22 protein-coding genes and 1 pseudogene are annotated in these 26,653 nt (G+C 65.0%); 15 read left to right on the top strand and 8 right to left on the bottom strand.

All coding sequences use genetic code 11. From position 1 onward, the window contains the following. From BM031_RS25875 to BM031_RS08855, 6 genes and pseudogenes are all read left to right on the top strand, one after another. Nucleotides 1–135 (top strand): annotated as a pseudogene (locus BM031_RS25875) (transposase); the annotation flags it as partial. A 455-nt stretch (nucleotides 136–590) separates the two neighbouring features. Next, nucleotides 591–1,481: a methylisocitrate lyase gene (prpB, locus tag BM031_RS08875; RefSeq protein WP_091873971.1), complete on the top strand. Its 891-nt coding sequence runs from the start codon at nucleotides 591–593 to the stop codon at nucleotides 1,479–1,481. An 18-nt stretch (nucleotides 1,482–1,499) separates the two neighbouring features. Continuing rightward, on the top strand, nucleotides 1,500–2,660 hold the full coding sequence (gene prpC / locus BM031_RS08870) for a bifunctional 2-methylcitrate synthase/citrate synthase (protein WP_091873969.1): 1,161 nt from the start codon (nucleotides 1,500–1,502) through the stop codon (nucleotides 2,658–2,660). A 185-nt stretch (nucleotides 2,661–2,845) separates the two neighbouring features. Beyond that, nucleotides 2,846–5,452 (top strand): Fe/S-dependent 2-methylisocitrate dehydratase AcnD, encoded by a 2,607-nt coding sequence (gene acnD, locus BM031_RS08865; RefSeq protein WP_091873968.1) that lies wholly within the window; start codon nucleotides 2,846–2,848, stop codon nucleotides 5,450–5,452. An 88-nt stretch (nucleotides 5,453–5,540) separates the two neighbouring features. Further along, entirely contained in the window at nucleotides 5,541–6,740 is a 1,200-nt protein-coding gene (gene prpF / locus BM031_RS08860) for a 2-methylaconitate cis-trans isomerase PrpF (protein WP_091873966.1), read from the top strand. Nucleotides 6,741–6,868: 128 nt separating this feature from the next. Beyond that, nucleotides 6,869–9,487 carry a bifunctional diguanylate cyclase/phosphodiesterase gene (locus BM031_RS08855; RefSeq protein ID WP_091873965.1) on the top strand — a complete coding sequence of 873 codons (2,619 nt, stop codon included), beginning with the start codon at nucleotides 6,869–6,871 and terminating at the stop codon, nucleotides 9,485–9,487. Here BM031_RS08855 and xth read toward each other — a convergent pair. Then, on the bottom strand, nucleotides 9,468–10,232 hold the full coding sequence (gene xth / locus BM031_RS08850; RefSeq protein ID WP_091873963.1) for an exodeoxyribonuclease III: 765 nt from the start codon (nucleotides 10,230–10,232) through the stop codon (nucleotides 9,468–9,470). The genes BM031_RS08855 and xth overlap by 20 nt on opposite strands. Before the next feature lie 489 nt (nucleotides 10,233–10,721). On the opposite strand from xth, the gene BM031_RS08845 reads away from it, so the two are divergent. From BM031_RS08845 to BM031_RS08835, 3 genes are all read left to right on the top strand, one after another. Continuing rightward, a complete protein-coding gene (locus BM031_RS08845) occupies nucleotides 10,722–11,072 on the top strand; it encodes a phiTE_015 family protein (RefSeq protein WP_091873962.1) in 351 nt (116 codons plus the stop codon). A gap of 2 nt (nucleotides 11,073–11,074) precedes the next feature. Beyond that, complete coding sequence (locus tag BM031_RS08840) at nucleotides 11,075–11,269, top strand: DUF1653 domain-containing protein (protein WP_091873960.1); 195 nt, start codon at nucleotides 11,075–11,077, stop codon at nucleotides 11,267–11,269. A gap of 69 nt (nucleotides 11,270–11,338) precedes the next feature. Then, a complete protein-coding gene (locus BM031_RS08835; RefSeq protein WP_091873958.1) occupies nucleotides 11,339–11,785 on the top strand; it encodes a hypothetical protein in 447 nt (148 codons plus the stop codon). Between the two features lie 253 nt (nucleotides 11,786–12,038). Here the strand turns inward: BM031_RS08835 and BM031_RS08830 are convergent, their stop codons facing one another. Further along, nucleotides 12,039–13,532, bottom strand: coding sequence for a leucyl aminopeptidase (locus tag BM031_RS08830; RefSeq protein WP_091873957.1), 1,494 nt, complete (start codon nucleotides 13,530–13,532; stop codon nucleotides 12,039–12,041). Between the two features lie 97 nt (nucleotides 13,533–13,629). On the opposite strand from BM031_RS08830, the gene lptF reads away from it, so the two are divergent. The 4 genes from lptF to BM031_RS08810 all read left to right on the top strand — a co-directional run bounded on the left by lptF (nucleotide 13,630) and on the right by BM031_RS08810 (nucleotide 18,649). After that, nucleotides 13,630–14,793 carry an LPS export ABC transporter permease LptF gene (gene lptF, locus BM031_RS08825; protein ID WP_091873955.1) on the top strand — a complete coding sequence of 388 codons (1,164 nt, stop codon included), beginning with the start codon at nucleotides 13,630–13,632 and terminating at the stop codon, nucleotides 14,791–14,793. Then, complete coding sequence (gene lptG / locus BM031_RS08820; protein WP_091873954.1) at nucleotides 14,790–15,974, top strand: LPS export ABC transporter permease LptG; 1,185 nt, start codon at nucleotides 14,790–14,792, stop codon at nucleotides 15,972–15,974. The genes lptF and lptG overlap by 4 nt, the downstream gene beginning before the upstream one ends. Next, nucleotides 15,974–16,342, top strand: coding sequence for a sirohydrochlorin chelatase (locus BM031_RS08815; protein WP_091873952.1), 369 nt, complete (start codon nucleotides 15,974–15,976; stop codon nucleotides 16,340–16,342). Before lptG ends, BM031_RS08815 begins: the two co-directional genes overlap by 1 nt. A 207-nt stretch (nucleotides 16,343–16,549) precedes the next feature. After that, on the top strand, nucleotides 16,550–18,649 hold the full coding sequence (locus BM031_RS08810) for a DUF4214 domain-containing protein (RefSeq protein WP_091873951.1): 2,100 nt from the start codon (nucleotides 16,550–16,552) through the stop codon (nucleotides 18,647–18,649). 100 nt (nucleotides 18,650–18,749) lie between these two features. Here the strand turns inward: BM031_RS08810 and cobA are convergent, their stop codons facing one another. Genes cobA through BM031_RS08780 form a run of 6 tightly spaced genes read right to left on the bottom strand, consistent with a single transcriptional unit; the run spans nucleotide 18,750 to nucleotide 24,731 of the window. Next, on the bottom strand, nucleotides 18,750–19,463 hold the full coding sequence (cobA, locus tag BM031_RS08805; protein WP_091873950.1) for a uroporphyrinogen-III C-methyltransferase: 714 nt from the start codon (nucleotides 19,461–19,463) through the stop codon (nucleotides 18,750–18,752). Nucleotides 19,464–19,473: 10 nt separating this feature from the next. Continuing rightward, the gene (locus tag BM031_RS08800) at nucleotides 19,474–20,796 is read right to left on the bottom strand and encodes a sulfate adenylyltransferase subunit 1 (RefSeq protein ID WP_091873948.1); all 1,323 of its coding nucleotides are present in this window, start codon (nucleotides 20,794–20,796) and stop codon (nucleotides 19,474–19,476) included. Continuing rightward, the gene (cysD, locus tag BM031_RS08795; protein WP_091873947.1) at nucleotides 20,796–21,734 is read right to left on the bottom strand and encodes a sulfate adenylyltransferase subunit CysD; all 939 of its coding nucleotides are present in this window, start codon (nucleotides 21,732–21,734) and stop codon (nucleotides 20,796–20,798) included. Before cysD ends, BM031_RS08800 begins: the two co-directional genes overlap by 1 nt. A gap of 25 nt (nucleotides 21,735–21,759) precedes the next feature. Beyond that, the gene (locus BM031_RS08790) at nucleotides 21,760–22,476 is read right to left on the bottom strand and encodes a phosphoadenylyl-sulfate reductase (protein WP_091873944.1); all 717 of its coding nucleotides are present in this window, start codon (nucleotides 22,474–22,476) and stop codon (nucleotides 21,760–21,762) included. Nucleotides 22,477–22,486: 10 nt separating this feature from the next. Further along, nucleotides 22,487–23,050, bottom strand: coding sequence for a DUF934 domain-containing protein (locus BM031_RS08785; protein ID WP_091873941.1), 564 nt, complete (start codon nucleotides 23,048–23,050; stop codon nucleotides 22,487–22,489). Next, nucleotides 23,043–24,731 carry a nitrite/sulfite reductase gene (locus BM031_RS08780; RefSeq protein ID WP_091873939.1) on the bottom strand — a complete coding sequence of 563 codons (1,689 nt, stop codon included), beginning with the start codon at nucleotides 24,729–24,731 and terminating at the stop codon, nucleotides 23,043–23,045. Before BM031_RS08780 ends, BM031_RS08785 begins: the two co-directional genes overlap by 8 nt. Nucleotides 24,732–24,921: 190 nt before the next feature. On the opposite strand from BM031_RS08780, the gene BM031_RS08775 reads away from it, so the two are divergent. Both BM031_RS08775 and BM031_RS08770 read left to right on the top strand, forming a co-directional pair. Continuing rightward, nucleotides 24,922–25,860, top strand: a complete 939-nt coding sequence (locus BM031_RS08775) for a CysB family HTH-type transcriptional regulator (protein WP_091873936.1) — start codon at nucleotides 24,922–24,924, stop codon at nucleotides 25,858–25,860. Between the two features lie 19 nt (nucleotides 25,861–25,879). Next, a complete protein-coding gene (locus BM031_RS08770; RefSeq protein ID WP_091873934.1) occupies nucleotides 25,880–26,539 on the top strand; it encodes a class I SAM-dependent methyltransferase in 660 nt (219 codons plus the stop codon). Nucleotides 26,540–26,653: the final 114 nt, after the last annotated feature.

Genomic DNA, 26,653 nt, shown 5'->3' with positions numbered 1-26,653 from the left:
AGGAACGCTGGGGCATCGAACTGTTCTTTAAGTAAATCAAACAGCATTTGAAGATCAAGTCGTTCCTGGGCCGCTCGGAAAATGCAGTCAGAATCCAGATCCTGACTGCCCTGATCACTTACTTGCTCGTGGCTCTGCTGCACCATTCAAGGCAAGCCACCAACTCGCTGTGGGACTTTCTCTGCCTGATCAGCGCCACCCTTTTCCAACGTCCTGACGCGGAAGCCGCTGCTGTCCGAAGGCGACGAGAATGGCAGACGCACGCCAAAAATCAGGGGTGCCTATTCTGATGAAGAGGTCAACAGAATTATTCCGGACAGCAGTGCGCCTTCGCGGGAACGACGTTTTGGGGCTAACAAAGGAACAAATTACCGTAGCACGCAAGCACTCTCGGTAACAGAAAAGGGTATCATGTTTCGTTTGATGTTTCACGTTGCAACAAACTGAAACAGATGCGCAAGGAAATCGTGGTTCGTGGAAACCAATCCGCGGCTAAGTCCTTGAAAACCCGGCATTTCCAGCCGGTGTAGCCACTGGCACGTTGCTTGCATAGTGTGAGCCCATCACAAACTCCGCATCAAAGGACAAGCATGAGCCACTACTCCGCCGGCGCCGCATTCCGCAAGGCCATCCAGGAAGAATCCCCGCTGCAGGTCGTGGGCGCGATCAATGCCAACCACGCACTGCTGGCCAAGCGCGCCGGCTTCAAGGCGATCTACCTGTCCGGTGGCGGCGTCGCCGCCGGTTCGCTCGGCCTGCCGGACCTGGGTATCTCGAACCTGGACGACGTGCTGGTCGACGTGCGCCGCATCACCGACGTGTGCGACCTGCCGCTGCTGGTGGATATCGACACCGGCTTCGGCGCCTCGGCCTTCAATGTCGCGCGCACCGTGCGCTCGCTGTCCAAGGCCGGCGCGGCCGCCTGCCATATCGAAGACCAGGTCGGCGCCAAGCGCTGCGGTCATCGCCCCGGCAAGGAAATCGTCAGCAAGGAAGAAATGGTCGACCGCGTCCGCGCCGCCGTGGACGCGCGCCTGGACGACAACTTCGTCATCATGGCCCGCACCGATGCACTGGCCGTCGACGGCCTGGAGGCCGCCATCGAGCGCGCCGTCGCCTGCGTGGAAGCCGGCGCCGACATGATCTTCCCGGAAGCGATGACCAGCCTGGAGATGTATAAACAGTTTGCCGACGCCGTGAAGGTCCCGGTGCTGGCCAACATCACCGAGTTCGGCTCGACCCCGCTGTTCACGGTCGAGGAGCTGAAAAGCGCCAACGTGGGCCTGGTGCTGTACCCGCTGTCGGCCTTCCGCGCCATGAACAAGGCGGCCGAAAACGTGTACAACGCGATCCGCCGCGACGGCACCCAGCAGAACGTGCTCGATACGATGCAGACCCGCGCCGAACTGTACGACCGCATCGATTACCACAGCTACGAGCAAAAGCTCGACGCGCTGTTCGCCCAGAAAAAAGCCAAGTAATCCAGGAGACCCACTCGCATGAACACCCAGAACAACGACACGCCAGCGTTCAAGCCGAAGAAATCGGTGGCCCTGTCCGGCGTCGCCGCCGGCAATACCGCGCTGTGCTCGGTCGGCAAGACCGGCAACGATTTGCACTACCGCGGCTATGACATCCTCGACATCGCCACCACCAGCGAATTCGAAGAAATCGCCTACCTGCTGGTGCACGGAAAACTGCCGACCCAGGCCGAACTGAAGGGCTACAAGGCCAAGCTGAAATCGCTGCGCGGCCTGCCGCAGGCGGTGAAGAGCGCACTCGAAGCGCTGCCGGCCGGCGCCCACCCGATGGACGTGATGCGCACCGGCGTGTCGGTGCTGGGCTGCACGCTGCCCGAGAAGGACGACCACAACATGCCGGGCGCGCGCGACATCGCCGACCGCCTGATGGCATCGTTCGGCTCGATGCTGCTGTACTGGTACCACTTCAGCCATAACGGCAAGCGCATCGACGTCGAGACCGACGACGACTCGATCGGCGGCCACTTCCTGCACCTGCTGCACGGCGAAGCGCCGCGCGAATCGTGGGTCAAGGCGATGCACACCTCGCTGATCCTGTACGCGGAACACGAGTTCAACGCGTCCACGTTCACTTCGCGCGTGATCGCCGGCACGGGCTCCGACATCCACTCGGCCATCACCGGCGCCATCGGCGCGCTGCGCGGCCCGAAGCACGGCGGCGCCAACGAAGTGGCGCTGGACATCCAGAAGCGCTACGAGAACGCCGACGAAGCCGAAGCCGACATCCGCAACCGCGTGGCCAACAAGGAAGTCGTCATCGGCTTTGGCCACCCGGTGTACACCATCAGCGACCCGCGCAACGTGGTGATCAAGGAAGTGGCGCGCACGCTGTCGCAGGAAGCGGGCTCGATGAAGATGTTCGACATCGCCGAGCGCCTGGAGTCGGTGATGTGGGAAGTGAAGAAGATGTTCCCGAACCTGGACTGGTTCTCGGCCGTGTCCTACCACATGATGGGCGTGCCGACCGCCATGTTCACCCCGCTGTTCGTCATCTCGCGCACCTCCGGCTGGGCCGCGCACATCATCGAACAGCGCATCGACAACAAGATCATCCGCCCAAGCGCGAACTATGTGGGCCCGGAAGACCTGCAGTTCGTGCCGATTTCGGATCGGAAGTAAGCGCGTCAATCAGCGTACCAACCGCTTCAACATCGACACGCTACAGTCGCCCGTCGTACCGGCGAAGGCCGGTACCCAATTTTGTGCGCACGCTACGCACGCAAACCTGGATCCCGGCCTTCGCCGGGATGACGGTTTTACGGTCAGCTAATCAATCAAGCGCCATCGAGCGATCGAGCCTTATCATGAACACCAATCACCGCAAACCCCTCCCCGGCACCACCCTGGACTACTTCGACACGCGCTCCGCGGTCGACGCCATCCAGCCTGGCGCCTATGACACGCTCCCGTACACCTCGCGCGTACTGGCCGAGAACCTGGTGCGCCGTTGCGATCCGGCCACCATGACCGACAGCCTGAAGCAGCTCATCGAGCGCAGGCAGGACCTCGATTTCCCGTGGTTCCCGGCGCGCGTGGTCTGCCACGACATCCTGGGCCAGACCGCGCTGGTCGACCTGGCCGGCCTGCGCGACGCCATCGCATCCCAGGGCGGCGACCCGGCCATGGTCAATCCGGTGGTCCCGACCCAGCTGGTGGTCGACCATTCGCTGGCGGTGGAGTGCGGCGGTTTCGACCCCGACGCTTTTGCGAAGAACCGCGCCATCGAAGACCGCCGCAACGAAGACCGCTTCCACTTCATCGAGTGGACCAAGAAGGCCTTTCAGAACGTCGACGTGATCCCGCCGGGGAACGGCATCCTGCACCAGATCAACCTGGAGCGCATGTCGCCAGTGATCCAGTCCGAAAAAGGCGTGGCCTATCCGGACACCCTGGTCGGCACCGACTCGCACACCCCCATGGTCGACGCGCTCGGCGTGATCGCCATCGGCGTGGGTGGCCTGGAAGCGGAAAGCGTGATGCTGGGCCGCGCCTCGTGGATGCGCCTGCCGGACATCATCGGCGTCGAGCTCACTGGTAAGGCGCAGCCAGGCATCACCGCCACCGACATCGTGCTGGCGCTGACCGAGTTCCTGCGCAATTCCAAAGTGGTGTCGAGCTACCTCGAGTTCTACGGCGCGGGCGCAGCCAGCCTGACGCTGGGCGACCGCGCCACCATCTCCAACATGGCCCCGGAATTCGGCGCCACCGCCGCGATGTTCTACATCGACGAGCAGACCATCAAGTACCTGCGCCTGACCGGCCGCGAAGAAGAGACCGTGCAGCTGGTGGAAGCGTATGCCAAGCAAGCCGGCCTGTGGGCCGACAGCCTCGCCACCGCCGTGTACGAGCGCACGCTGAGCTTCGACCTCTCGAGCGTGGTGCGCAATATCGCCGGCCCGTCGAACCCGCACAAGCGCGTGCCGACGTCGGAACTGGCGCTGCGCGGCATCTCCGGCGTGGTGGAAAACGAGCCGGGCCTGATGCCGGACGGCGCGGTGATCATCGCGGCGATCACCAGCTGCACCAACACCAACAACCCGCGCAACATGATCGCGGCCGGCCTGATCGCCCGTAACGCCAACCGCGCGGGCCTCACGCGCAAACCCTGGGTCAAGAGTTCGCTCGCGCCGGGCTCGAAAGCGGTCGCCCTGTACCTGGACGAAGCGGGCTTGACCCCGGAACTGGACCAGCTGGGCTTCGGCGTGGTCGCCTTTGCCTGCACCACCTGCAACGGCATGAGCGGCGCGCTGGACCCGGTGATCCAGCAGGAGATCATCGACCGCGACCTGTACGCCACCGCCGTCCTGTCGGGCAACCGCAACTTCGACGGCCGCATCCACCCCTACGCCAAGCAGGCCTTCCTGGCTTCGCCGCCGCTGGTGGTGGCCTATGCGATCGCCGGCACCATCCGCTTCGATATCGAGAAGGATGTGCTGGGCGTGGACGCTGCTGGTAAAGAAATCCGCCTGGCCGACCTGTGGCCGACCGACGCCGAGATCGATGCAGTCGTGGAAGCCAGCGTCAAGCCGGAGCAGTTCCGCAAGGTGTACACGCCGATGTTCGCGCGCGTGGCCGACGACGGCAGCAAGGTTAGCCCGCTGTACGACTGGCGCCCCATGAGCACCTATATTCGCCGCCCGCCCTACTGGGAAGGCGCGCTGGCGGGCGAGCGTAGTCTGGCCGGCATGCGCGCGCTGGCGGTCCTGGGCGACAACATCACCACCGACCACCTGTCGCCGTCGAACGCCATCATGCTCGATTCCGCCGCCGGCGAATACCTGGCGAAGATGGGCTTGCCGGAAGAGGACTTCAACTCCTACGCCACCCACCGCGGCGACCACCTGACGGCCCAGCGCGCAACCTTCGCCAACCCGACCCTCAAGAACGAAATGGTGCGCAACGAAGACGGCACCGTGAGGGCCGGTTCGCTAACGCGCGTCGAGCCGGAAGGGCAGGTGACGCGTATGTGGGAAGCCATCGAGACCTATATGGAGCGCAAGCAGCCGCTGATCGTGATCGCCGGCGCCGACTACGGCCAGGGCTCGTCGCGCGACTGGGCGGCCAAGGGCGTGCGCCTGGCGGGCGTGGAAGCGATCGTGGCCGAAGGGTTCGAGCGCATCCACCGCACCAACCTGGTGGGCATGGGCGTGCTGCCGCTGGAATTCAAGCCGGGCGAGAACCGCCTGACGCTGCGGCTGGACGGCAGCGAAACCTACGACGTCCACGGCGAACGCACGCCGCGCGCCGACCTCACCCTGGTGATCCATCGTCATAACGGCGAGCGCCTGGAAGTGGTGGTGACCTGCCGTCTCGATACCGCGGAAGAAGTCGCGATCTACGAGGCGGGCGGGGTGCTGCAGCGCTTCGCGCAGGATTTCCTGGAGTCGTCGGCACCGAAAGCTGCCGCGTAAGACAGGCAGGCGTGCCTATCTACGCACGCCGATTATTTGACGCGCACTATGCACGTCGTCTGCTAACGATGGAACGGATTGATCTTATATGCCACACACCCCCCAAATCAAAATCCCCGCCACCTATATGCGCGGCGGCACCAGCAAGGGCGTGTTCTTCCGCCTCGATGACCTCCCGGCAGCTGCGCGCGTTCCCGGCCCGGCGCGCGACGCGCTGCTGCTGCGCGTGATCGGCAGCCCCGACCCCTACGCCAAGCAGATCGACGGCATGGGCGGCGCCACTTCCAGCACCAGCAAGGCCGTCATCGTCGCCAGGAGCACCAAGCAAGACCACGACGTCGACTACCTGTTCGGCCAGGTCTCGATCGACAAGCCCTTCGTGGACTGGAGCGGCAACTGCGGCAACCTGTCCTCGGCCGTCGGCTCGTTTGCCATCGCGAGCGGCCTGCTCGACCCCGGGCGCGTCCCGCAGGACGGCATGGCCACCGTGCGCATCTGGCAAGCCAACATCGGCAAGACCATCATCGCCCACGTTCCGGTGACGAACGGCGAAGTCCAGGAAACCGGCGACTTCGAACTCGATGGCGTGACCTTCCCGGCCGCCGAAGTGCAGCTCGAATTCCTCGACCCGGCGGCCGAGGAAGAGGGCGCCGGCGGCGCGATGTTCCCGACTGGGAGCCTGGTCGATACACTGGAAGTCCCGGGTGTGGGCAGCTTGCGGGCGACCATGATCAACGCCGGCATCCCCACCATCTTCGTCAATGCCGAAGACATCGGCTATACCGGCGCCGAGCTGCAGGAAGCGATCAATGGCGACCCGCGCGCGCTGGCCATGTTCGAGACCATCCGCGCCCACGGCGCCCTGCGCATGGGCCTCATCTCCAGCGTCGAGGAAGCGGCCAAGCGCCAGCACACGCCGAAAGTGGCCTTCGTGGCCAGGCCGGCCGACTATGTCGCCTCGAGCGGCAAGCCGGTGCAAGCGGCCGACATCGACCTGCTGGTGCGCGCGCTCTCGATGGGCAAGCTGCACCACGCGATGATGGGCACGGCCGCGGTGGCGATCGGTACCGCCGCCGCCATCCCGGGCACCCTGGTCAACCTGGCCGCGGGCGGGGCCGCCCGCACGGCGGTGCGCTTCGGCCACCCGTCCGGCACCCTGCGCGTGGGCGCGGAAGCGGTGCTGGCGAATGGCGAATGGAGCGTCTCCAAGGCCATCATGAGCCGCAGCGCCCGGGTGCTGATGGAGGGCTGGGTGCGCGTGCCGGGCGATTGTTTCGTGGCCGAATAAGCGTTGCAACGTTTGACGGGCCGCAACAACACGGTCCGTCATCCGTGCTTGTTAGTTTTGGAACATCGGGCATTTGTGGTTTATGATTGCAAAATGGCAACCAGCCATGAGCAAAACCACGAACCACCATGGACCGACTCTCCAGCAAAGAAGTGTTCGCAGCCGAAACTGACGCGGCCGGGGTCGTCGACCTCGAGCAGAAAATGCTGCGCATCGCACTGCGCGAGCAGCGCGCGATCCTCGAAAATGCGCCGGTCGGCATCGTGTTCACCCTGCCGGGCCAGTTCAAGTCCTGCAATCCCCGCATCTGCGAGATGCTCGATTATTCGTACGCCGAGCTGAGCCACCTGTCTCCCCTCGACGTCTTCACCACCGCGCAGGCCTACCAGGCGCTGGTGGCCGAGGCTTATCCGGTGCTGGCCTCCGGCGGCCTGTTCGAGAAGGGCGAGCACCCGTTCAAGCGCCGCGACGGTTCGCTGATGTGGGCGCGCCTGCGCGGGCGCGCGGTCGACCCGGCGGCGCGCGAGGCTGGCACCATCTGGATCGTCGAGGACGTGACCGACACGCGCCAGGCGCTGTTCGAGGTGCAGGCGATCATGACCAACGCCACCCTCGGCATCATGTTTACCCGCAACCGCATCATCCAGCGCTACAACCCGGCGTTCGCGGCCATGTTCGGCTACCGCGACGGTGAGGCGCTGGGCCGCTCCACCCGCATCGTCTATCCGGACGACCAGTCCTTCATCGACTTCGGCGAGCGCGCCTATCCGCAGCTGGCGCGCGGGATTCCCTACCGCGCCGAGACGGAAATGGTCTGCAAGGACGGCAGCCGCCTCTGGGGCCAGCTCAATGGCTACCTGTTCAATCCGGACGATCCGGACCTGGGCACGATCTGGATGTTCGAGGACCGCACCCGCGAGCGCGCCGACGAGATCCAGCTGCGCAACGCGCTGATGGAAAACCGCGCCATCCTCGACAACGCGGTACTGGGCATCGCGGTGGTCCAGGACGGCCTGACCCTGCATTGCAACAGCAAGATGGAAGAGCTGTTCGGCAGCCCGCCCGGCGGCATGGACGGCACGCCGGTGCGCACGCTGTATCCGGACGAAGCGGCGTGGCACCTGGCGCGCCTCGATACCGCGCGCAGCTTCGAAGAGGGCCAGGTGCACGCCGCCGAATACCAGATGGTGCGGCGCGACGGCAGCTGTTTCTGGGTGCGCCTGTCGGGACGCCTGTTCGACGCCGCCGAGAAGAGCGGCCGCAGCGTGTGGCTGCTGGACGACGTTACCGCGCGGCGCGAGGCGGCCGAGGCGATCCGGCGCGCGCGCGACGAGCTGGAAATCCGCGTGGCCGAGCGCACCGCCGAACTGGCCGGCGCCAACGCGCTGCTGCAGGAAGAAATCAACGAGCGGCGCCAGGCCGAGGCGCGCGCCCACCACATGGCCTACCACGACAGCCTGACCGGACTGCCCAACCGCGTGCTGCTGTCCGACCGGCTCGACTGCGCCCTGCGCGCCGCCCAGCGCAGCGGGCGCACGCTGGCGGTGATGTTCCTCGACCTCGACCGCTTCAAGACCATCAACGATTCGCTCGGCCACGCCACCGGGGACCACTTGCTGCGCGAAGTGGCCAAGCGCCTGTGCGCGGCGGTGCGCGACAGCGATACCGTGGCGCGCCTGGGCGGCGACGAATTCGTGGTGCTGCTGCCGGACGCCGGCGGGGCGGCGGAGTGCGCGCTGGTCGGCGACAAGATCATCGAGGCGCTGGCCACGCCGTTCCCGTTCGAAGGCCACAGTCTGCACATTTCGCCGTCGATCGGCATCTGCCTGTGCCCGGACGACGGCGACGACGTCGAGACCCTGATGCGCCACGCCGACGCCGCGATGTACCATGCCAAGGCGGCGGGCCGCAACAACTACCAGTTCTTCGACCAGCGCATGAACCAGGCCGCGGCGCGCCGCTTCGAGCTGGAGTCGAACCTGCGCGGGGCCCTGGGGCGCGACGAATTCGAGCTGCACTACCAGCCGATCATCGACACCGCCACGCGCCGCCTGCATGCGCTCGAGGTGCTGCTGCGCTGGCGCAGGGCAGGGGGCCGCCTGGTCGGCCCGGACGAATTCATCCCGATCCTGGAAGAGAACGGGACGATCGTGCCGGTGGGCGAATGGGTGATCCGCAGCGCATGCGAGCAGAGCGTGGCGTGGCAGGCCCAGGGGCTGGCCGCGGTGCCGCTGGCGATCAACCTGTCGGCGCGCCAGTTCATGCACGACGGCCTGGTGGAATCGATGCGCCGTATCGTCGGCGAGACCGGCATCGACCCGGCGCTGGTGGAATTCGAGATCACCGAGACCGCGCTGATGCAGCATGGCGGCCAGACGCTCGAGATCCTGCGCCAGATTAACGGGATGGGCATGCGGCTGTCGATTGACGACTTCGGCACCGGCTATTCGAGCCTGGCTTACCTGAAGCGCTTCCCGGTCAGGAAGATCAAGATCGACCGCGCCTTCGTGCGCGAACTCGAGGCCAGCGCGGAAGACCGCGCCATCGTCGCGGCCGTGATGGCGCTGGCGAACAGCCTGCAGCTGTCGGTGGTGGCGGAGGGCGTGGAGACCGAAGGGCAGTACGCGCTGCTGGGGAGCTACGGCTGCCAGTTCGCGCAGGGGTACTTGTTCGCGCGGCCGCTGCCGGCTTGCGATACGGCGCGGCTACTGGTGATTGAACCTACGGTCATTCCAGGGTCGCAATGACCGGCGCGTGATCCGACGGCTGTTCCCACTTGCGGGTCTCGCGGTCGATGCTGCAGGCCGTGCAGCGTTTTGCCAGTGCCTCCGACAACAGGATGTGGTCGATGCGCAGGCCACGGTTGCGGCGGAAGGCCATCTGGCGGTAGTCCCACCAGCTGTACTGCTTCTCGGGCTGCTCGAACAGGCGGAACGCGTCCGACAGTCCCAGGCCCATGAACCTGGCCAGCGCCTCGCGCTCGGGCGGCGTGAAGTGGATGTGGTTTTCCCACTCGGCCGGATCGTGCACGTCGCGCGCTTCCGGGGCGATGTTGTAGTCGCCCAGCACGGCCAGTTGCGGGTGGGCGCGCATTTCTTCGGCGACCCATTCCTGTAGCCCCGCCAGCCACGCCATTTTATAGGCGAATTTCTCGCTGCCGATTTCCTGCCCGTTGACCACATACGCGCAAATGATGCGCATGCCATTGATGGTGGCGGCAATCAGGCGCTGCTGCTCGTCCTCGAAATGCGGGTTGTTTTTCTGGACATCCTCGATCGGATGCTTCGACAGGATCGCCACGCCGTTATACGTCTTTTGCCCGGAAAAGGCGACCTGGTAGCCGGCCGCGTTGAGTTCCGCGACCGGGAATTTATCGTCGGTGAGCTTGGTTTCCTGGATGCAAAGCACGTCGACCGGATTGGCCTCCAGCCAGGTGAGCAGGTGGGCCAGGCGGACCTTCAGCGAATTCACATTCCACGTTGCGATGTTCATTAATGATCGGACTTCATGTTGCGAGAAGCGCATGATAACCGTTCACGCGGGATGCGGACAGCGCCGCTTCAGCGCCGTATTTACCTGTTAAATATGCTCGCAGAATAATCCCGATGTAATCGACAGTTGTTTTGATGCAATTCCTGCAGCAATTGTTGCCAATGGACCTACAACATTGTGTAGCAAATAATTGGCTATGCTAGAATAACTTAATAGAATACTAAACAAGCTTGCATTTTTCTACGGTACGGACTGTGAAAGTGTTCGCAAAAGAATTAAACTAGCGGCATGTAACACTCTTTCCATGCGGGAATATACTAGTTGCGTTGAGGCAACTTAGCTTGTACCATTTACAGACTGTCAGATGTTCGGAAGCCCACACGCTCAGCTGTATCGTGCGAGCATGTTGGCCAAGTGCAAAGTGGTACACTCCGAAGATTGTTTTTTCGATAGCAGATGAACCCGAACGCCGATTTACAAAGGACTGAAATGCGCAATGCATTCGAAGCGTGGGCCCAGCGCGAAGGCCATATCGTACGCCGCCGCGAAGACAAGCCCGAGGAATACCTTGTCTATGAAACCCAGCGGCGCTGGGTGATCTGGCAGGCAGCCCTGACGCACGGCGCCAAGACGGCCGCCGAAGCAACATCGAAGTTCGCCAAGGACCCTGAGCTCAAGCCTGCCGTGACGCAGGACGAAGCCAGCGTGCGCAACCGCGTGCTCAACGAAGTGCTCGACGCGTTCAGCGAGCTCGACGAAGCTGCGGGCATGGAAGGCGTACTCAAGGTCATCCAGGGCCTCAAGAAGAAGCAGAAGGCCCTGGCCGACGCCAAGGCGTAAGCTTGCAATACCGCCACTACAAGGGCGGCATCTACGAGCTGGTCTGCGAAGCCCTCATGGAAGCAGACCATACGCCCGTGATGGTGTACCGCGGCCAGGACGGCGCGGTGTGGGTGCGTCCCCGCGACGCATTCTTCGAAACCGTCCATGTCGACGGCGTGGCCGTGCCGCGTTTCGCGCTGGCGCCCGCCGAATAGCGCCCAGCCCTTCAGCATGTGCGTGTGCCTGCCGTTAAAGGTGGCATGAAGCATTTCCTGGTGGGTTCCATGTCGCGTCTTTCCCCGTTTGTCCTGGCCTTGCCGCTCCTCCTGGGCGGCTGCGCCACCGTGTCCGATTCCCCCCAACAGCAGCTCGAACTGCACGCCGTGCTCGACTACCGCGAGGTGGGCGGGGTGGGGTGCATCCTGTCGAACGACATGGGACGCTGGTTCGTCGTGGCGCCGGGGCGGGTGACGGTGACGCGCAGTACCAAGCCTTTGAGCGTGAGCTGCAAGAAGGACGGCGCGGTCGTGGCGCAGGAACAGTTTGGCTCGCGCGCCGATGTGGCGGGGGTGATCGGGAACGTGGTGGTCACTGCGGGGGTGGGGCACCTGGTGGACCGGTATACGGGGGCCGGGTTTTCGTATCCGCAGAATTTGACGGTGGTGATGGAGGCGGTGAAGGTGCGGGATACGCTGGCGCTGGAGCAGAGGGTGGAGAACCCGGTGTTTTGAGGGGGCTACGGGCTGCTCGCATAACTTGGGTTTCCGCCTGCGCGGGAACGACGTGCCAATATACGTGGCCCAAATTTCGTTAGCGCTGTTCTCTCACTAGCTTTGAAACCGTCGTTCCCGCGAAGGCGGGAACCCAATTTCGCCGAGCACCCACGTATAAAACAAAACAGCCCCGCAAGCGGGGCTGTTTCCATTAGTGAAATAAAATTTCGCCCAAGCGCCAAGGGTGAAAGAATATTTCACCCTAAATCCATCACACCCGATTCATCAGGAAAGTCGTCAGTAGCGGCACCGGACGTCCGGTGGCGCCCTTGGCCGCGCCCGACTTCCACGCCGTACCCGCGATATCCAGGTGCGCCCAGGTGTAGTTGCGGGTGAAGTTCTCCAGGAAGCAGGCCGCCGTGATCGAGGCCGCGCCCGGGGTGCCGATGTTGGCCAGATCGGCGAAGTTCGACTTGAGCTGGTCGTTGTAGATCTCGCCCAGCGGGAAGCGCCACGCCACGTCGCCGGCCTGCTTGCCGGCGTCGATCAGTTCTTCCGCCAGCGCGTCGCTGGCGTCGTCGTGGCGGGTGAACAGGCCGCTGGTGTGGTGGCCCAGGGCGACGATGCAGGCGCCGGTGAGGGTGGCGATATCGACCACGACGGCCGGCTTGAAGCGCTCGGCGTAGGTGAGGGCGTCGCACAGGATCAGGCGGCCTTCGGCGTCGGTATTGAGGATCTCGATGGTCAGACCGTTCATCGAGGTCACGATGTCGCCCGGCTTGGAAGCGCGGCCCGACGGCATGTTTTCGCAGGCCGCCACGATGCCGATGACGTTCAGTTTCAGGCCCATCTCGCCGATGGCGCGGAAGGTGCCCAGCACCGATCCGGCGCCGCACATGTCGTACTTCATCTCGTCCATGCCGGGACCGGCCTTGATCGAGATGCCGCCGGTATCGAAGGTGATGCCCTTGCCGACCAGGACCACCGGCGCATCCTTCTTGTTGCCGCCCATGTGCTTGAGCACGATGAACTTCGGCGCTTCGTCGCTGCCCTTGGCGACCGACAGGAAGCTGCCCATCTTCAGCGCTTCCAGCTGCTTGCGCTCCAGGACTTCGATGTCGAACTTGAACTGCTCGGCCAGCTGGCGCGCGGTGGTCGCCAGGTAGGTCGGGGTGCAGATGTTCGGCGACAGGTTGCCCAGTTCCTTGGTCAGCTGCATGCCGTTGGAGATCGCGACCGCCTGCGCCAGCGTGGCCTTGAGTTGCGGCGCGGCGTCGGCGGCGATGGTGATCTTGCGCACGCCGGCAGGCGCCGGATCCTTCTTGCTCTTCTGGGTATCAGTACGGTGCTCGGTCTCGTTGGCCGCGATCACGAGTGCGCGCAGCGCCCAGTTGACGTCGCGGCCTTTCACATCCGCGACCGGGAATGCGATAATGGCATCCTGGCTGCCCAGGGTGCCGAACACTTTCAGGGCGGCGCCGACGGCGGTGCCGAAGGCTTTTTCGCTCACCGCTTCATCCGTGCCCATGCCGACCAGCAGCACGCGGGCGGCGGCGACGCCGGCAACGCCGCGCAGCAGCAGGGTCGAACCGGCCTTGCCGCTGATATCGCCCGACTTGAGCGCCGCGCTGATGTCGCCGCCGGCATCCAGGGCTTTTGCAGCCTGCGACAGTTTCTTGTTTTCGAACACGGCCACTGCCAGGACGCCGGCTTTTGCGGCGGCGAGGGTGTTCTTGGTGTCGAATGCTTTTATGCTAAAGTCCATTTTTGGTTCTCCGTGTCGTGATTTCGCGGCATTTCCCGCGGCGTGCTGCCGGCCTGTGTGCCTGCCGTCGTGCCTAACCTGCAATTATATCTATTGAATGATCTTTCGACGCGCCCTGCAACGTGAATTGGCCAGTTCGGCCGGCGCCACCTTTACGGTGCTGTTCACCATCCTCGTGACCTGGACGCTTATTTCCGTCCTCGGCAAGGCCGCCGGCGGCAAAGTCGCTTCCAGCGACGTGCTTGCCCTGATCGGTTTCGCAATCCTGAATTATCTGCCAACCATCCTGACCCTCACCACTTTTATTTCGGTGCTGGCCGCGGTCACGCGCAGCTACCGCGATTCCGAGATGGTCGTGTGGTTCGCCTCGGGCATGTCGCTGCGGCGCTGGATCCGGCCCGTGCTGACCTTCGGCCTGCCGATCCTGCTGCTGGTGGCCACGCTGTCGCTGTACGTGTCGCCCTGGGCCGCGCTCAAGCGCGCCGAGTTCGTCGAGCGCTTCGAGAAGCGCGAAGACCTCAAGCGCGTAGCGCCCGGCCAGTTCCGCGAATCGTCTTCCGCCGACCGCGTGTTCTTTGTCGAGCGCTCCACCGCCGGCGCCACCGTGGTGCAGAACGTGTTCGTCAACTCCAACGACGACAAGGGCAATTCGGTCGTCGTCGCCAAGGAAGGCGTGATCGAGACCGACGGCAAGGGCAACCAGTACCTGGTGCTCACCAACGGCCGGCGCTACCAGGGCACGCCGGGGCAGGCCGATTTCCAGTCGATGGAATTCGAGCGCTACAAGATGCGGGTCGCGACCAAGGTGCCAGTGCTGGGCGCCGACACGCCGATGAACGCGCTGCCCACCTCGGCGCTGCTGGAAGTGAACCACCAGTGGGCGCGCGCCGAACTGCTGGCGCGCATCTCGGCGCCGATCGTCTGCCTGGTGCTGATGCTGCTGGCGATCCCGCTCGGCTTCGTCAACCCGCGCGCGGGCAGTTCGGCCAACATGATCCTGGCGCTGCTGATCTTCTTCACCTATAACAACCTGGCCAAGATGATGGAAAACAGCGTCAAGCGCGGCAAGCTTGAATTCGCCGTCGCCTGGTGGCCGCTGCACCTGGCCGCCGCGCTGACCGTGCTGGCGCTGTTCGCCTGGCGCCTGAACGTGAACCACCGCTGGCATCCGCTGGCCGTGCTGAGCGCCTGGAAGCGCCGCCGCAGGGACAAGCGCCAGCTGCCCGCGCCGGCGCCGCTGGCGAAGGTGGAGGCCGAATGAAAGTCCTGCAACGCTACTTCGCGGTCAGTATCGCGCAGGCGGTCGCCTTCGTGCTGGTCGCCTTCCTCGCCCTGATCTCCTTCATGGACCTGACCGGCGAACTGCCGTCGGTCGGCAAGGGCGGCTATGAATTCCAGCACGCGCTCATCTACGTGCTGCTGCTGGTGCCCGGCAACGTCTATCAGGTGATGCCGGTGGCCGCACTGATCGGCACCATCTACACGATGGCGCAGTTCGCATCGAGCTCGGAATTCACCATCATGCGCGCCTCGTCCATGTCGACCCGGATGGCGGCCGGCATGCTGTTCAAGGTTGGCCTCGTGTTCGTCGCCATCACCTTCCTGTTCGGCGAACTGATCACCCCGCGCACGGCGCCGCTGGCCGAACGGGTGCGCCTGGCGGCCAAGGGCTCCACCCTGTCGGCCGATTTCCGATCGGGCATGTGGACCAAGGACAGCGTGCACCAGGACGGCGTCAAGGGCCCGGTGGTGGGCACGCGCTTCTTCAACGTGCGCCAGATCCGCCCGGACGGCCAGCTGGTCGACGTGCGCCTGTACGAATTCGACGCCAACATGCGCATGCGCTCCCTCATCACGGCCTCCGGCGGCACTTACAGCGGCAACAACATGTGGCGCCTGACCGGTGTGAGCGAGACCATGTTCAGCAACAGCCGCACGCTGCCGGCGCCCGGTTCGCCGGTGCCGCAGGGCCAGTCGATCCAGTCCACTTTCGGCCAGGACACCGCCGCGGTGGCCACCCGCAAGCTCGATTCGCTCGAGCTCGCGTCCGAGATCACGCCCAAGATCCTGTCGGTGTCGCGCTCCGACCCGGAACGCATGTCGGCCAACGAGCTGGCCGTCTACACCCGCCACCTGGCCGAGAACCGCCAGGAGACCGACCGCTTCAAGGTGGCGTTCTGGAAGAAGATCATCGATCCGCTGTCGATCATGGTCCTGATGGCGCTGGCGCTGCCCTTCGCCTACCTGCACACGCGCAGCGGCGGCGTGAGCCTCAAGATTTTTGTCGGCATCATGATCGGCGTGAGCTTCCTGCTGATAAACGCGCTGTTCTCGCACCTGGGCGTGCTGACCGCGCTGCCGGCCATCTTCACGGCGGCCGCGCCAAGCCTGCTGTTCCTGCTGCTGGCGATCGGCGCCCTGTGGTGGGTGGAAAGGCACTGATGGCGCGCGCACTCGTCCTGTTCGCCCACGGCGCCCGCGCCCAATCCTGGGCCGCCCCCTTCGAGCGCCTGCGCGACCAGGCCCAGGCCCGCATGCCCGAAGTGCGGGTCACGCTCGCCTTCCTCGAGCTGATGGAGCCACGGCTGCCCGAAGCGATGGACGCGCTGGTGCTTGCCGGCGTCGACGAGGTCACCGTGCTGCCGGTGTTCCTGGGGCAGGGCGGCCACGTGCTGCGCGACCTGCCGCAGATCGTCGAGACCATCCGCGCCGCCCACCCCGGGCTGCGCCTGGAGATCGTCGGCGCCATTGGCGAAGACCCGCAAGTGCAGGCGGCCATGACGGAATACTGCGTCCGTTCGCTCGGCTAGCCACTTTTCTTTGGCATGGCGGCATCGTCGTTTGCAGGCAAGCTAACTTGCCTGATAACTGTGCTGGCAAGGCAGTCATCTTGTGTTGGATTTGCGTCGTATTGCCTTGAAGAATTTACTCTCTCGCTTCTCATAAAAGTTGGCGTAGGGCATCATTATTCCTGACTCCAGCGCGTGTTGCGCGCCACCCCATCAGGAACGATCCCCATGAGCAGCATCACCGATTACGCCCCGGTCGGCATCCTCGACGACCGCGACACCCTCTTGACGAGCCTGCGCACCGGCGACACCGCCGCCACGCTCACGCCAATCGATTTTGGCGTGCTCACGAGCGGGCGCTGGGTGATCGACGCGCAGTCGGTGCCGGGCCTGTTCACGATCGCCTACAATCCGGCCACCGACACCTCGGCGCGCCTGGTGCTCGCCAACGCGGCCCTGATGCCGGCGGCCGGCAGCCCGGTCACCGTCACCGCCCATTACTACGACCGCTACCAGATCGACAGCAACGGCAACCCGCTGCCCGGCAAGGGCGTCGCCGAGACCCTGGTCTACACGGTGGAAGCAGGCAGCACGCGCGAGCTGCAGGGTTTCGGCGCCGACACCACCCTGGGAGCCGGCAGCGGCGCCGCCAGTCCGGCGCTGGCCACGCTGCCAGACGGCGGCTTCGCGGCCGTCTGGCAGGGTGCGGACAGCGCCATCTGGGCGCGCGTGACGGACGCCGGCGGCAAGGCCCGCGGCGCCGCCTTCGCCATCACCCCGTCGAGCGACGGCATCCCGGAAGGCAGCCCATCGGTTGCGGCGCTGAGTGGTGGGCGCTTCGTCACCGCCTACACCACCAGCGTAGGCGGCCAGCCGCGCATCGCCTGCAAGATCGCCGACGTCAACGGCACTACCGGCGCCCAGCTGCTGGCCGACACGGCGCCAGCAGCCGATGCGGCGATGCCGGACGTGGTCGCGCTGCGCGACGGCTCCTTCGCCATCGCCTGGCGCGCCGGCGGCCAGGTCCACGTGCGGGTGCTCGACGCGATCGGCAACCCGGTCGGCGCCGAGCAGGTCTACGGCGCGCTTGGCACCGCATTCAGCCCAAGCATCGCGGCCACTGGCAGCGGCTACACCGTGGCCTGGGGCGAAATCGGCGACGGCAATGTCTACGCCGCGCAGCAGGGCGGCGCAGCAAGCGTGGTCAGCGGCGACGGCCTCGCGGCCAGCCTCGCCACGGCGGCGCCGCTGCCGGACATCGCCGCGCTGCAGGACGGCGGCTACGTGGTGGCCTGGGACAGCTACGCCAACGAACCCTACGGCTTCACGATCAGCGACATCTTCTTCCAGCGCTTCGATGCCGCCGGCAACAAGGTGGGGGCGCTCACGCAGGCCAATAGCGACAGCGGCGGCGGGCGCTACGACGCCTCCGTCACGGCGCTGGACACCGGCGGCTTCGTCGTGGCCTGGCAGTCGGCCACGGGCGACTTCGACGGCAACGGCGTGTTCGGGCGCCGCTTCGATGCCGGCGGTAATCCACTCGACCTGCGCGAGTTCACGATCAACGAAGCGCGCGCCGGCGACCAGGCGGCTCCTGCGCTCACCGCATTGGCCAACGGCGGCTTCGCGGCCGCGTGGATCGACACCGCGGCCAACGGCGCGGTGCAGGTCGAGGCGCGCGTGCTGGCGGGCGGCATGGACGATGCCGGGGGCACCGGCTGGATCAGCGACAGCGGCAACCTGCTGGTGGGCGGCGCCGGCAGCGAGCGCGTGGACGCCCTGGGCGGCGTCGATACGGTCAGCTACGCCGGCCTGCGCAGCCACTTCACGGTGCTGCGCGACGCCGGCGCCGCGACCGTGATCGACCACGTCGGCAGCAGCGGCGTGGATACGCTGGTGAACGTCGAGCGCATCGAATTCAGCGACGTCTCGCTGGCGCTGGACATCGACGGCACCGCCGGCCAGGCCTACCGCCTGTACAAGGCCGCCTTCAACCGCGCCCCGGACAAGCAGGGCGTGGGCTACTGGATCGCGATGATGGATGCCGGCGTGGCGCTGGAGCAGGTGGCCGCGGGCTTTACGGGCAGCGCCGAATTCGCGCAGCTGTATGGTGGCAGGGCGAGCGACACCACGTTCGTGGAGCTGTTGTACAACAACGTGCTGCACCGCGCGGCGGAAGGGGCAGGGCGGGATTACTGGATCAAGGCGCTGGCCGAGCTGCACACGCCGCGCGAGCAGGTGCTGGCCTTGTTCAGCGAGAGTGCGGAGAACCAGGCGCAGGTGATCGGGGCGATCCAGAATGGGATCGAGTACGCGCCGTGGATGTAGGGTGGCCGGCTATGCCGGCCGCGCCTTCAGCTACCGTATGCGGAACATGAACGTGTGATGCACCCACTGTTTGAATGCGCGGGCGGCGAAGCCGCCCACCCTACTGGTGTTCGCGTTTGGCGAGCGCCTCGCCCAGCATGACCAGCACCGGGCCGTGTCCCGGCTCCAGGCCGTGCGCCAGGTCGGATAAGGTCAGGCGCAAGATGCGCTCGTCGGCCCGGCTGCAGTTTTCCACCACCACCACCGGCAATTCCGGGCGCCGTCCCTCGGCCAGCAGGCGCTGCGCGGTGGCCGCAGCTTCGCGCCCGCCCATGTACTGCACCAGCGTATCGGTTTTCGGCAGCGCAGGATGCTCCGGATGGTCCGGCGCCGTACTCGAGGTAAAGAAGGCCACGCTGCGCGCCACGCCGCGCTTGGTCAGCGGCTGCTTGCTCGCCGCCGCCGCAGCGACCGCCGTGGTGATCCCGGGGACGATTTCGACTTCCACGCCCGCGCCTTCGAGCGCGCGCAGTTCTTCGTCGGCGCGGCCGAACAGCATCGGGTCGCCGCCTTTCAGGCGCACGATCAGCTTGAACTTCGTGGCGCATTCCAGCAGCTGCTCGTTGATGATGGTTTGCGCCATCGAGCGCTGGCCCGAGCGCTTGCCGACGGAGATGAGTTTGGCCTGGGGGCACAGGTCGAGCATGTCGGGGGTGACCAGGGCGTCGTAGAGCACGACGTCGGCCTGCGCCAGCAGGCGCGCGCCGCGTACGGTGATCAGGTCTGCGGCACCGGGGCCGGCTCCTACCAGATAGACTTTCCCCAGTTCCGGCATACGATCCTTTCTAAGCTTGTTTCAGCCGGATCATACCCGCTGCGACGGTCTGGTGGGTGACTTCATCGATCAGGATGAAGGCGCCGGTGGCGCGGTTGTCGTCGTAGGCGTCGGCCGCCAGCGGCTGCTGCACAGTGAGGCCAATGCGCGCGATGTCGTTCAGCTTCAAGCCATCGGCGGCGTGGCGCTGCTGGGTGTTGACGTCCAGGATGCTGTCCACCTTCGTGACCTTGGCGCCGGTCTGGCGGGTACCGTGCTTGATCCAGTACTTGCGGCGCACATCCAGCGGTTCGTCCGACATCCAGCATACGTCCGCCACCACCTGCTTGAGCTGGGTGGCCGGCTGGTCGGCCCCTGCCAGCAGGTCGCCGCGCGAGATGTCCAGGTATTCATTCAGCAGCAGGGTCACCGACTGGCCGGCGGATGCCGATTCGAGCGAACCGTCGAAGGTCACGATGTCCTTCACCGTGGCTTGCTGGCCCGAAGGCTGCACCACCAGCTTGTCGCCCCGTGCCACCTTACCCGATTCGATGCGGCCCATGTAGCCGCGGAAGTCGTTGGCTTCGTGGCCGTTGTGGCGCGCCACCAGCTGCACCGGGAAGCGGAAGGGCGCGGCGTGCGACTCGTCGTAGACCGACAGGCCTTCGAGCAGGTCGATCAGGGTCGGGCCGTCGTACCAGGCCATGTTGGCCGAACTGGTGACCACGTTGTCGCCGCTCAGGGCCGACAGCGGGATGGCGGTGACGTCCTTCAGGCCGAGCGAGGCCGCGAACTCGTTGTAGGCGCCCACGATGCGGTCATACACGGACTGGTCGTAGTTCACCAGGTCCATCTTGTTGACGGCCACGATCACGTGCTCGATCTGCAGCAGCTTGGCGATGGTCGAGTGGCGCTTGGTCTGCACCAGCAGCTCCACCGAGCCATCGTCGCCGAGCTTCACCTTGGAGACGTCGACCAGGATGATGACGGCGTCGGCGGTCGAGGCGCCGGTGACCATATTGCGGGTGTACTGCTCGTGGCCGGGAGTGTCGGCGATGATGAACTTGCGCTTCGGGGTGGCGAAGTAGCGGTAGGCGACGTCGATGGTGATGCCCTGTTCGCGCTCGGCTTCCAGGCCGTCGGTCAGCAGCGACAGGTCGATGGTGTCGCCCACGGTGCGCTTGTGCTTGGAGCGCGAGACGGCGGCCAGCTGGTCGGCGAAGATGCCCTTGCTGTCGTACAGCAGGCGGCCGATCAGGGTGCTCTTGCCGTCGTCGACGGAACCGGCGGTGATGAAGCGGAGCATGCCGCTTTGATGGAGGTTGTCAAGGGTGGGGTCAATGCGGGCGTTCATCAGAAATATCCTTGCTTCTTGCGTTTTTCCATCGAGGCTTCGGAGGTCTGGTCGTCCATCCGGGTCGCGCCGCGTTCGGTCACGTCGGTGACGGCAGTTTCGGCGATGATGTGTTCCACCGTCGAAGCGCTGGAGGCTACCGGGCAGGTGCAGGAAATGTCGCCCACGGTCCGGAAGCGCACGGTGCGGGTTTCGACCGTTTCGCCCGCGCGCGCCGGGGTGAGCGGGGTGAGCGGCACCAGCAGGCCGTTGCGCGGGATCACCTGGCGCTCGTGCGCAAAGTAGATTGGCGGCAGCGCCAGCTTTTCGCGCGCGATGTACTGCCACACGTCCAGCTCGGTCCAGTTGGAGATCGGGAACACGCGCATGTTCTCGCCCGGATGCACCCGGGTGTTATACAGGTCCCACAGCTCCGGACGCTGGGCCTTCGGGTCCCACTGGCCGAACTCGTCGCGGAAGGAAAAGATGCGTTCCTTGGCGCGGGCTTTTTCTTCGTCGCGGCGGGCGCCGCCGATGCAGGCATCAAAACCGTGTTCGGCGATGGTTTCCAGCAGGGTCACGGCCTGGGCCGCGTTGCGCGAGTCCGTCGCCGGATTACGCAGGCGCACCGTGCCGCGCCCGATCGACGCTTCGACCGAGCCGACGATCAGGCGCTCGCCCAGTTCCGCCACGCGGGCGTCGCGGAAGCTGATGACTTCATCGAAATTGTGGCCGGTGTCGATGTGCACCAGTGGGAAGGGGAATTTACCCGGGCGGAAAGCCTTCTCGGCCAGGCGCAGCAGCACGACCGAGTCCTTGCCACCCGAGAACAGCAGGGCAGGGTTGCTGCACTCCGCCGCCACTTCGCGCAGGATGTGGATGGCCTCGGATTCGAGGGCGTCGAGGTGGCGCGCGTTCACGTCGGTGAGGACGCCCGGGTTGTCGAATACTGTCGTCATGTCGTTTTGCCTTTGGTGGACCGGCTTACGCGGCCACGGATTTGATGCGAATAAGTTTGCCGTCGACCAGGTGCAGGCCGCATTCCTTCGATTCGGGGTTCTCCCACCACCAGCGCCCGGCGCGCACATCCTCGCCCGGCTGGACCGCGCGGGTGCAGGGCTCACAGCCGATCGACGGGTAGCCGCGGTCGTGCAGGGCGTTGTAGGGCACCTGGTGCGCGCGCAGGTATTCCCAGATGTTTTCTTCCGACCAGTCCGCCAGCGGATTGAACTTCTGCAGTTCGTGCCCGGCGTCGAATTCCTGCACCGCCAGTTCGGCGCGGGTGGTCGATTGCGCACGGCGCTGGCCGGTGATCCAGGCCTGCTTGCCGGCCAGGGCGCGGCCCAGCGGCTCGACCTTGCGGATGCGGCAGCATTCCTTGCGCATCTCCACGCTGTCGTAGAAGGCGTTCAGGCCGTTCCGGGCCACGTAGGCGTCCACGGCATCCGGCTGCGGGCGGAACAGAGCGATCTCATGACCGTAGGTCTCGCGCACACGGTCCAGCATGGCCAAGGTTTCGGCATGCAGGCGGCCGGTCTCGAGCGAGAAGATCCCGATCGGCAGCTGCGCTTTCAGGATCAGGTCGGTAAGGACCATGTCTTCGGCCGCCAGGCTGGACGCGAATACGGCGGGCGAGAAGTCGCGGGCGATGCGCGCCAGGATGGCTTGGGTTTCTTCGACGCGGTGGTGCAGGTCGCTCATGATGCTCGCCTCAGATGCCCGCGCCGAGGTCCGTATGCTCGGGCGGCGTGCCGCGCGGCGCCCGGCGGAACAGCGGCTCCGGCTGGTCGACCGAAGCCTGGTAAGTCTCGGAGAACACGGTCAGGCCCTTCAGTGCGTCGTGGATGCTGCGGTCCTGGCGGGTGGCATAGGCGTCGAAGCCGACCCGCGACAGCGGCCACAGCTGGTCGCGCAGCACGTCGCCGATGGCGCGGAGCTCGCCGCTGTAGCCCAGGCGCTTGCGCAAATTGAAAGCGATCGAGTAGCCGCGGCCGTCCGAAAACTTGGGGAAGTCGATGGCGATGACGGCGAAGCGGCCGAGCTCGTCCTTGACGTCGGCAGCCTGTTCGTCCGGCGCGAACCAGAGGCCGACCTGGGCGCGCTGCGCCAGCACGTCGCGCTGGGCTTGCCACACGGCGAGCGGCACGATGACTTTGCCTTCCGGCACGGCGACTGCGTCCGGCGTCTCGCCTTCGACCAGGCGCAGCACGCTCCAGTCGTCGTCGACCACTTCACGGCCCTTGATGATCTGCTTGTGCAGGATGAAATTAGGCATAGTGGTCTTCTCCAACCAGTGCGCCCGCCGTGATCGGCGTGGCATAGACGTGTTCCTTGAAGGGCGCGATGCCCAGGCGCTGGGCGGTATCGACGAAGCGCTCGCCCTCGAAGCGTTCGCGCACGTACACTTCCAGCAGGCGGCCGACCACTTCCGGCATCTGCAGGGCCGAGAACGACGGCCCGATGATCTTGCCGATGGCCGAACGGTTGCCTTGCGAGCCGCCGATCGACACCTGGTACCATTCGCTGCCGTCCTTGTCCACGCCCAGGATGCCGATGGCGCCCACGTGGTGGTGGCCGCAGGCGTTGATGCAGCCCGAGATGTTCAGTTCGATCTCGCCGATGTCGTGCTGGAAGTCCAGGTTGTCGAAGCGCTCGGCAATGGCCGCGGCGATCGGGAGCGACTTGGCATTGGCCAGCGAGCAGAAATCGCCGCCTGGGCAGGCGATCATGTCGGTCAGCAGGCCGATGTTCGGCGTCGCCAGGCCCTTGGCCTTCACCAGTTGCCACAATTCGAACAGGCGGCTTTGCTCGACGTCGGCCAGCACCAGGTTCTGCTCGTGGGTCACGCGCACCTCGCCATAGCTGTACTTGTCGGCCAGGTCGGCCACGAAATCCATTTGCTCGGCGGTGGCGTCGCCCGGCGGCACGCCGGTTTTCTTCAGCGACAGCACCACGGCGGCGTAGCCCGGCACCTTGTGCGGTTTCACGTTGCGGTTGAGCCAGTTGGCGAAGGCCCGGTTATCCGGATGGGCGGCAGTCGGATCGGAATCTTCCAGCTGGGCATAGCCGTGCGGCTGGAACCAGGCCGCGACGCGGTCGAACTCTTCCTGGGTCAGGGTTTCCGGACCATCCTTCAGGTCGACCCACTCGGCTTCTACCAGGCGGGTGAATTCCTCCACGCCCAGGGCTTTGAGCAGGATCTTGATGCGGGCCTTGTACTTGTTGTCGCGGCGGCCGAACTGGTTGTACACGCGCATCACGGCTTCGGTATAGGTCAGCAGGTGGCGCCACGGCAGGAATTCGCGGATGACCGAACCCAGGATCGGGGTGCGGCCCATGCCGCCGCCGGCCATGAACTTGAAGCCGACTTCGCCCGCTTCGTTGTGCACGAGGGTCAGGCCGATGTCATGGATGGCGATCGCGGCGCGGTCTTCCACGGCGCCATTGATGGCGACCTTGAATTTGCGGGGCAGGGCCATGAATTCCGGGTGGAAGGTGCTCCACTGGCGCAGGATTTCGGCAAAGGGGCGCGGATCGATGATCTCGTCCGCCGCGACGCCGGCGAATTCGTCGGTGGTGATGTTGCGGATGCAATTGCCCGACGTCTGGATGGCGTGCATCTCGACCGATGCCAGGTCTTCCAGGATGCTTGGCGTTTGCTCCAGCTCAATCCAGTTGTACTGGATGTTCTGGCGGGTGGTGAAATGGCCATACCCGCGATCATACTTGCGGGCAATATGGGCGAACATGCGCACCTGTGCCGAGGACAGCAGGCCGTAGGGCACGGCGACGCGCAGCATGTAGGCGTGGCGCTGCATGTACAGGCCGTTCTGGAGGCGCAGTGGCAGGAATTCTTCTTCAAGCAGCTCACCGGACAGGCGGCGTTCCACCTGGCTGCGGTACTGCGCGATGCGTTCGCGCACGATGAGATGGTCGTAGTGGTCGTAGCGGTACATGGTCTCGTCCTTGGCGGTGAACGCTGCCAGAACCCCGACAAACATTGTCCACCCGTTAAATGTAGGGCCAAGTGTACGGACCGGTGCTTATATTCCAAACTACGGAGAATTCATTTGCTTATATGCGTAACTTGAATAAGCATCTTAAAATGTCGTCTGCTGCCACATTTACAAGAACACGACCCCCTACATGAATCTCCACCAGCTGCGCTTCGTGCGCGAAGCCGTCCGCCAGAACTACAACCTGACCGATGCGGCCAAGTCGCTGTTCACCTCCCAGCCCGGGGTCTCGAAAGCCATCATCGAGCTCGAGGAAGAGCTGGGCGTGGACATCTTCACCCGCCACGGCAAGCGCATCCGCGGGCTGACCGAGCCGGGGCGGCTGGTGCTGCAGTCGGTGGAACTGATCATGCAGGAGATCGAAAGCCTGAAACGCATCGGCAAGGAATACGCGGCCCACGACAGCGGCAGCTTCACCATCGCCACCACCCACACGCAAGCCCGCTACATGCTGCCGAAGGTGGTGCAGGCCTTCATGCAGAAATACCCGAAGGTGCGCTTGTCTTTATTGCAAGGCAACCCGAAGCAGATCGCGGACATGGTCAAGAACGACCAGGCCGACCTGGCCATCGCCACCGAATCGATCGCCGCCATCGACGGCCTGATCACCTTGCCTTGCTACCAGTGGGAACACGTGCTGGTGGTGCCGCACGACCACCCGCTGACCCGCTCGCGCGCGGTGTCGCTGGAAGAAATTGCCAGCTATCCCGTCATTACCTATGATGCGGCCTTTGCCGGCCGCAGCAAGATCGACCACGCCTTCGGCCTGCGCAGCCTGAAGCCGGACGTGCTGCTGGAAGCCATCGACGCCGACGTCATCAAGACCTACGTGGAGCTGGGCATGGGCGTGGGTATCATCGCCGGCATGGCCTTCGACCCGGAACGCGACCGCAACCTGCGCGCCATTCCCGTCGGCCAGCTGTTCGGCATGAACATCTCGCGCGTGGCGGTCAAGCAGGGCGCCTACCTGCGCAGCTACATTTATACTTTCATCGAACTGCTGGCGCCGACGCTCACCCGCAAGATGGTCGAGTCGGCCATGCGCGGCGGCGAGAATTACGAACTGTAATATGAACAAGGAACCACCAATGAATACCAATCCAGTCGCCAGCTTCTTCTCGACCATCGCGGAACACTACGACAGCCAGTTCCACGACGAGAGCGACGAGGACCGCCAGGATGACCTGGACGACGTGGCCGAACAGGTGGCCGAGCTGATGCGCGGGCACACCGTGCTCGAACTGGGCTGCGGCACCGGCTACTGGACCGACGTACTGGCCGAATCGGCCGAGTCGGTACTGGCCACCGACATCAGCGAAGAGATGCTGGCCGTCGCGCGCGGGCACGGGGAAGGGCTGGAGAATGTCCAGTACCGCGTGGTCGATGCGCTCAATCTGCCGACCGACCTCGGCAAATTCACGGCCGTGTTCGCAGGCTTCCTGTGGTCGCACCTGAAGCGCGAAGACCAGGACGCTTTCCTGGCCGGCCTGCGCGCCCGGATCGGCTCGAACACCTTGCTGGTGCTGATCGACGACGAATACGTCGAAGGGGTGAGCCCGACGGTTGCGCGTACCGATGCACAGGGCAACACCTGGGCGAATTTCACGGACGTGGAGGGCAATCGCCATGAACTGCCCAAGAACTATCCGACCGACAGCGCGCTGCGCAAGCGGCTCGGCACGGCGGTGCGCGAGATCAAGATCGGGCGTTGGGATAGTTGCTGGGCGCTGACTTGCCGGTTGAAGTAAGTTCGCATGGCGTCAAGCTGCACGTGAGTCCCGCACCCCCAGCACGTCGTAGGCGCCACTGGCGCCGACGACCTCCGGCGAAGGCCGGAGCCTAATTTTGCATGCGCGGCTATA

Source organism: Massilia yuzhufengensis, from assembly GCF_900112225.1.
GTDB lineage: Bacteria > Pseudomonadota > Gammaproteobacteria > Burkholderiales > Burkholderiaceae_D > Telluria > Telluria yuzhufengensis.
Note: the sequence above shows the minus strand (reverse complement) of the source record. Positions and strands in the feature narration are given on the sequence as shown.

Bases quoted from the DNA above. Each gene is read 5' to 3' on its own strand.
- prpB (WP_091873971.1), top strand. From the start codon at position 591: ATGAGCCACTACTCCGCCGGCGCCGCATTCCGCAAGGCCATCCAGGAA.
- prpC (WP_091873969.1), top strand. From the start codon at position 1,500: ATGAACACCCAGAACAACGACACGCCAGCGTTCAAGCCGAAGAAATCG.
- acnD (WP_091873968.1), top strand. From the start codon at position 2,846: ATGAACACCAATCACCGCAAACCCCTCCCCGGCACCACCCTGGACTAC.
- prpF (WP_091873966.1), top strand. From the start codon at position 5,541: ATGCCACACACCCCCCAAATCAAAATCCCCGCCACCTATATGCGCGGC.
- BM031_RS08855 (WP_091873965.1), top strand. From the start codon at position 6,869: ATGGACCGACTCTCCAGCAAAGAAGTGTTCGCAGCCGAAACTGACGCG.
- xth (WP_091873963.1), bottom strand. From the start codon at position 10,232: ATGAACATCGCAACGTGGAATGTGAATTCGCTGAAGGTCCGCCTGGCC.
- BM031_RS08845 (WP_091873962.1), top strand. From the start codon at position 10,722: ATGCGCAATGCATTCGAAGCGTGGGCCCAGCGCGAAGGCCATATCGTA.
- BM031_RS08835 (WP_091873958.1), top strand. From the start codon at position 11,339: ATGTCGCGTCTTTCCCCGTTTGTCCTGGCCTTGCCGCTCCTCCTGGGC.
- BM031_RS08830 (WP_091873957.1), bottom strand. From the start codon at position 13,532: ATGGACTTTAGCATAAAAGCATTCGACACCAAGAACACCCTCGCCGCC.
- lptF (WP_091873955.1), top strand. From the start codon at position 13,630: ATGATCTTTCGACGCGCCCTGCAACGTGAATTGGCCAGTTCGGCCGGC.
- lptG (WP_091873954.1), top strand. From the start codon at position 14,790: ATGAAAGTCCTGCAACGCTACTTCGCGGTCAGTATCGCGCAGGCGGTC.
- BM031_RS08815 (WP_091873952.1), top strand. From the start codon at position 15,974: ATGGCGCGCGCACTCGTCCTGTTCGCCCACGGCGCCCGCGCCCAATCC.
- BM031_RS08810 (WP_091873951.1), top strand. From the start codon at position 16,550: ATGAGCAGCATCACCGATTACGCCCCGGTCGGCATCCTCGACGACCGC.
- cobA (WP_091873950.1), bottom strand. From the start codon at position 19,463: ATGCCGGAACTGGGGAAAGTCTATCTGGTAGGAGCCGGCCCCGGTGCC.
- BM031_RS08800 (WP_091873948.1), bottom strand. From the start codon at position 20,796: ATGAACGCCCGCATTGACCCCACCCTTGACAACCTCCATCAAAGCGGC.
- cysD (WP_091873947.1), bottom strand. From the start codon at position 21,734: ATGACGACAGTATTCGACAACCCGGGCGTCCTCACCGACGTGAACGCG.
- BM031_RS08790 (WP_091873944.1), bottom strand. From the start codon at position 22,476: ATGAGCGACCTGCACCACCGCGTCGAAGAAACCCAAGCCATCCTGGCG.
- BM031_RS08785 (WP_091873941.1), bottom strand. From the start codon at position 23,050: ATGCCTAATTTCATCCTGCACAAGCAGATCATCAAGGGCCGTGAAGTG.
- BM031_RS08780 (WP_091873939.1), bottom strand. From the start codon at position 24,731: ATGTACCGCTACGACCACTACGACCATCTCATCGTGCGCGAACGCATC.
- BM031_RS08775 (WP_091873936.1), top strand. From the start codon at position 24,922: ATGAATCTCCACCAGCTGCGCTTCGTGCGCGAAGCCGTCCGCCAGAAC.
- BM031_RS08770 (WP_091873934.1), top strand. From the start codon at position 25,880: ATGAATACCAATCCAGTCGCCAGCTTCTTCTCGACCATCGCGGAACAC.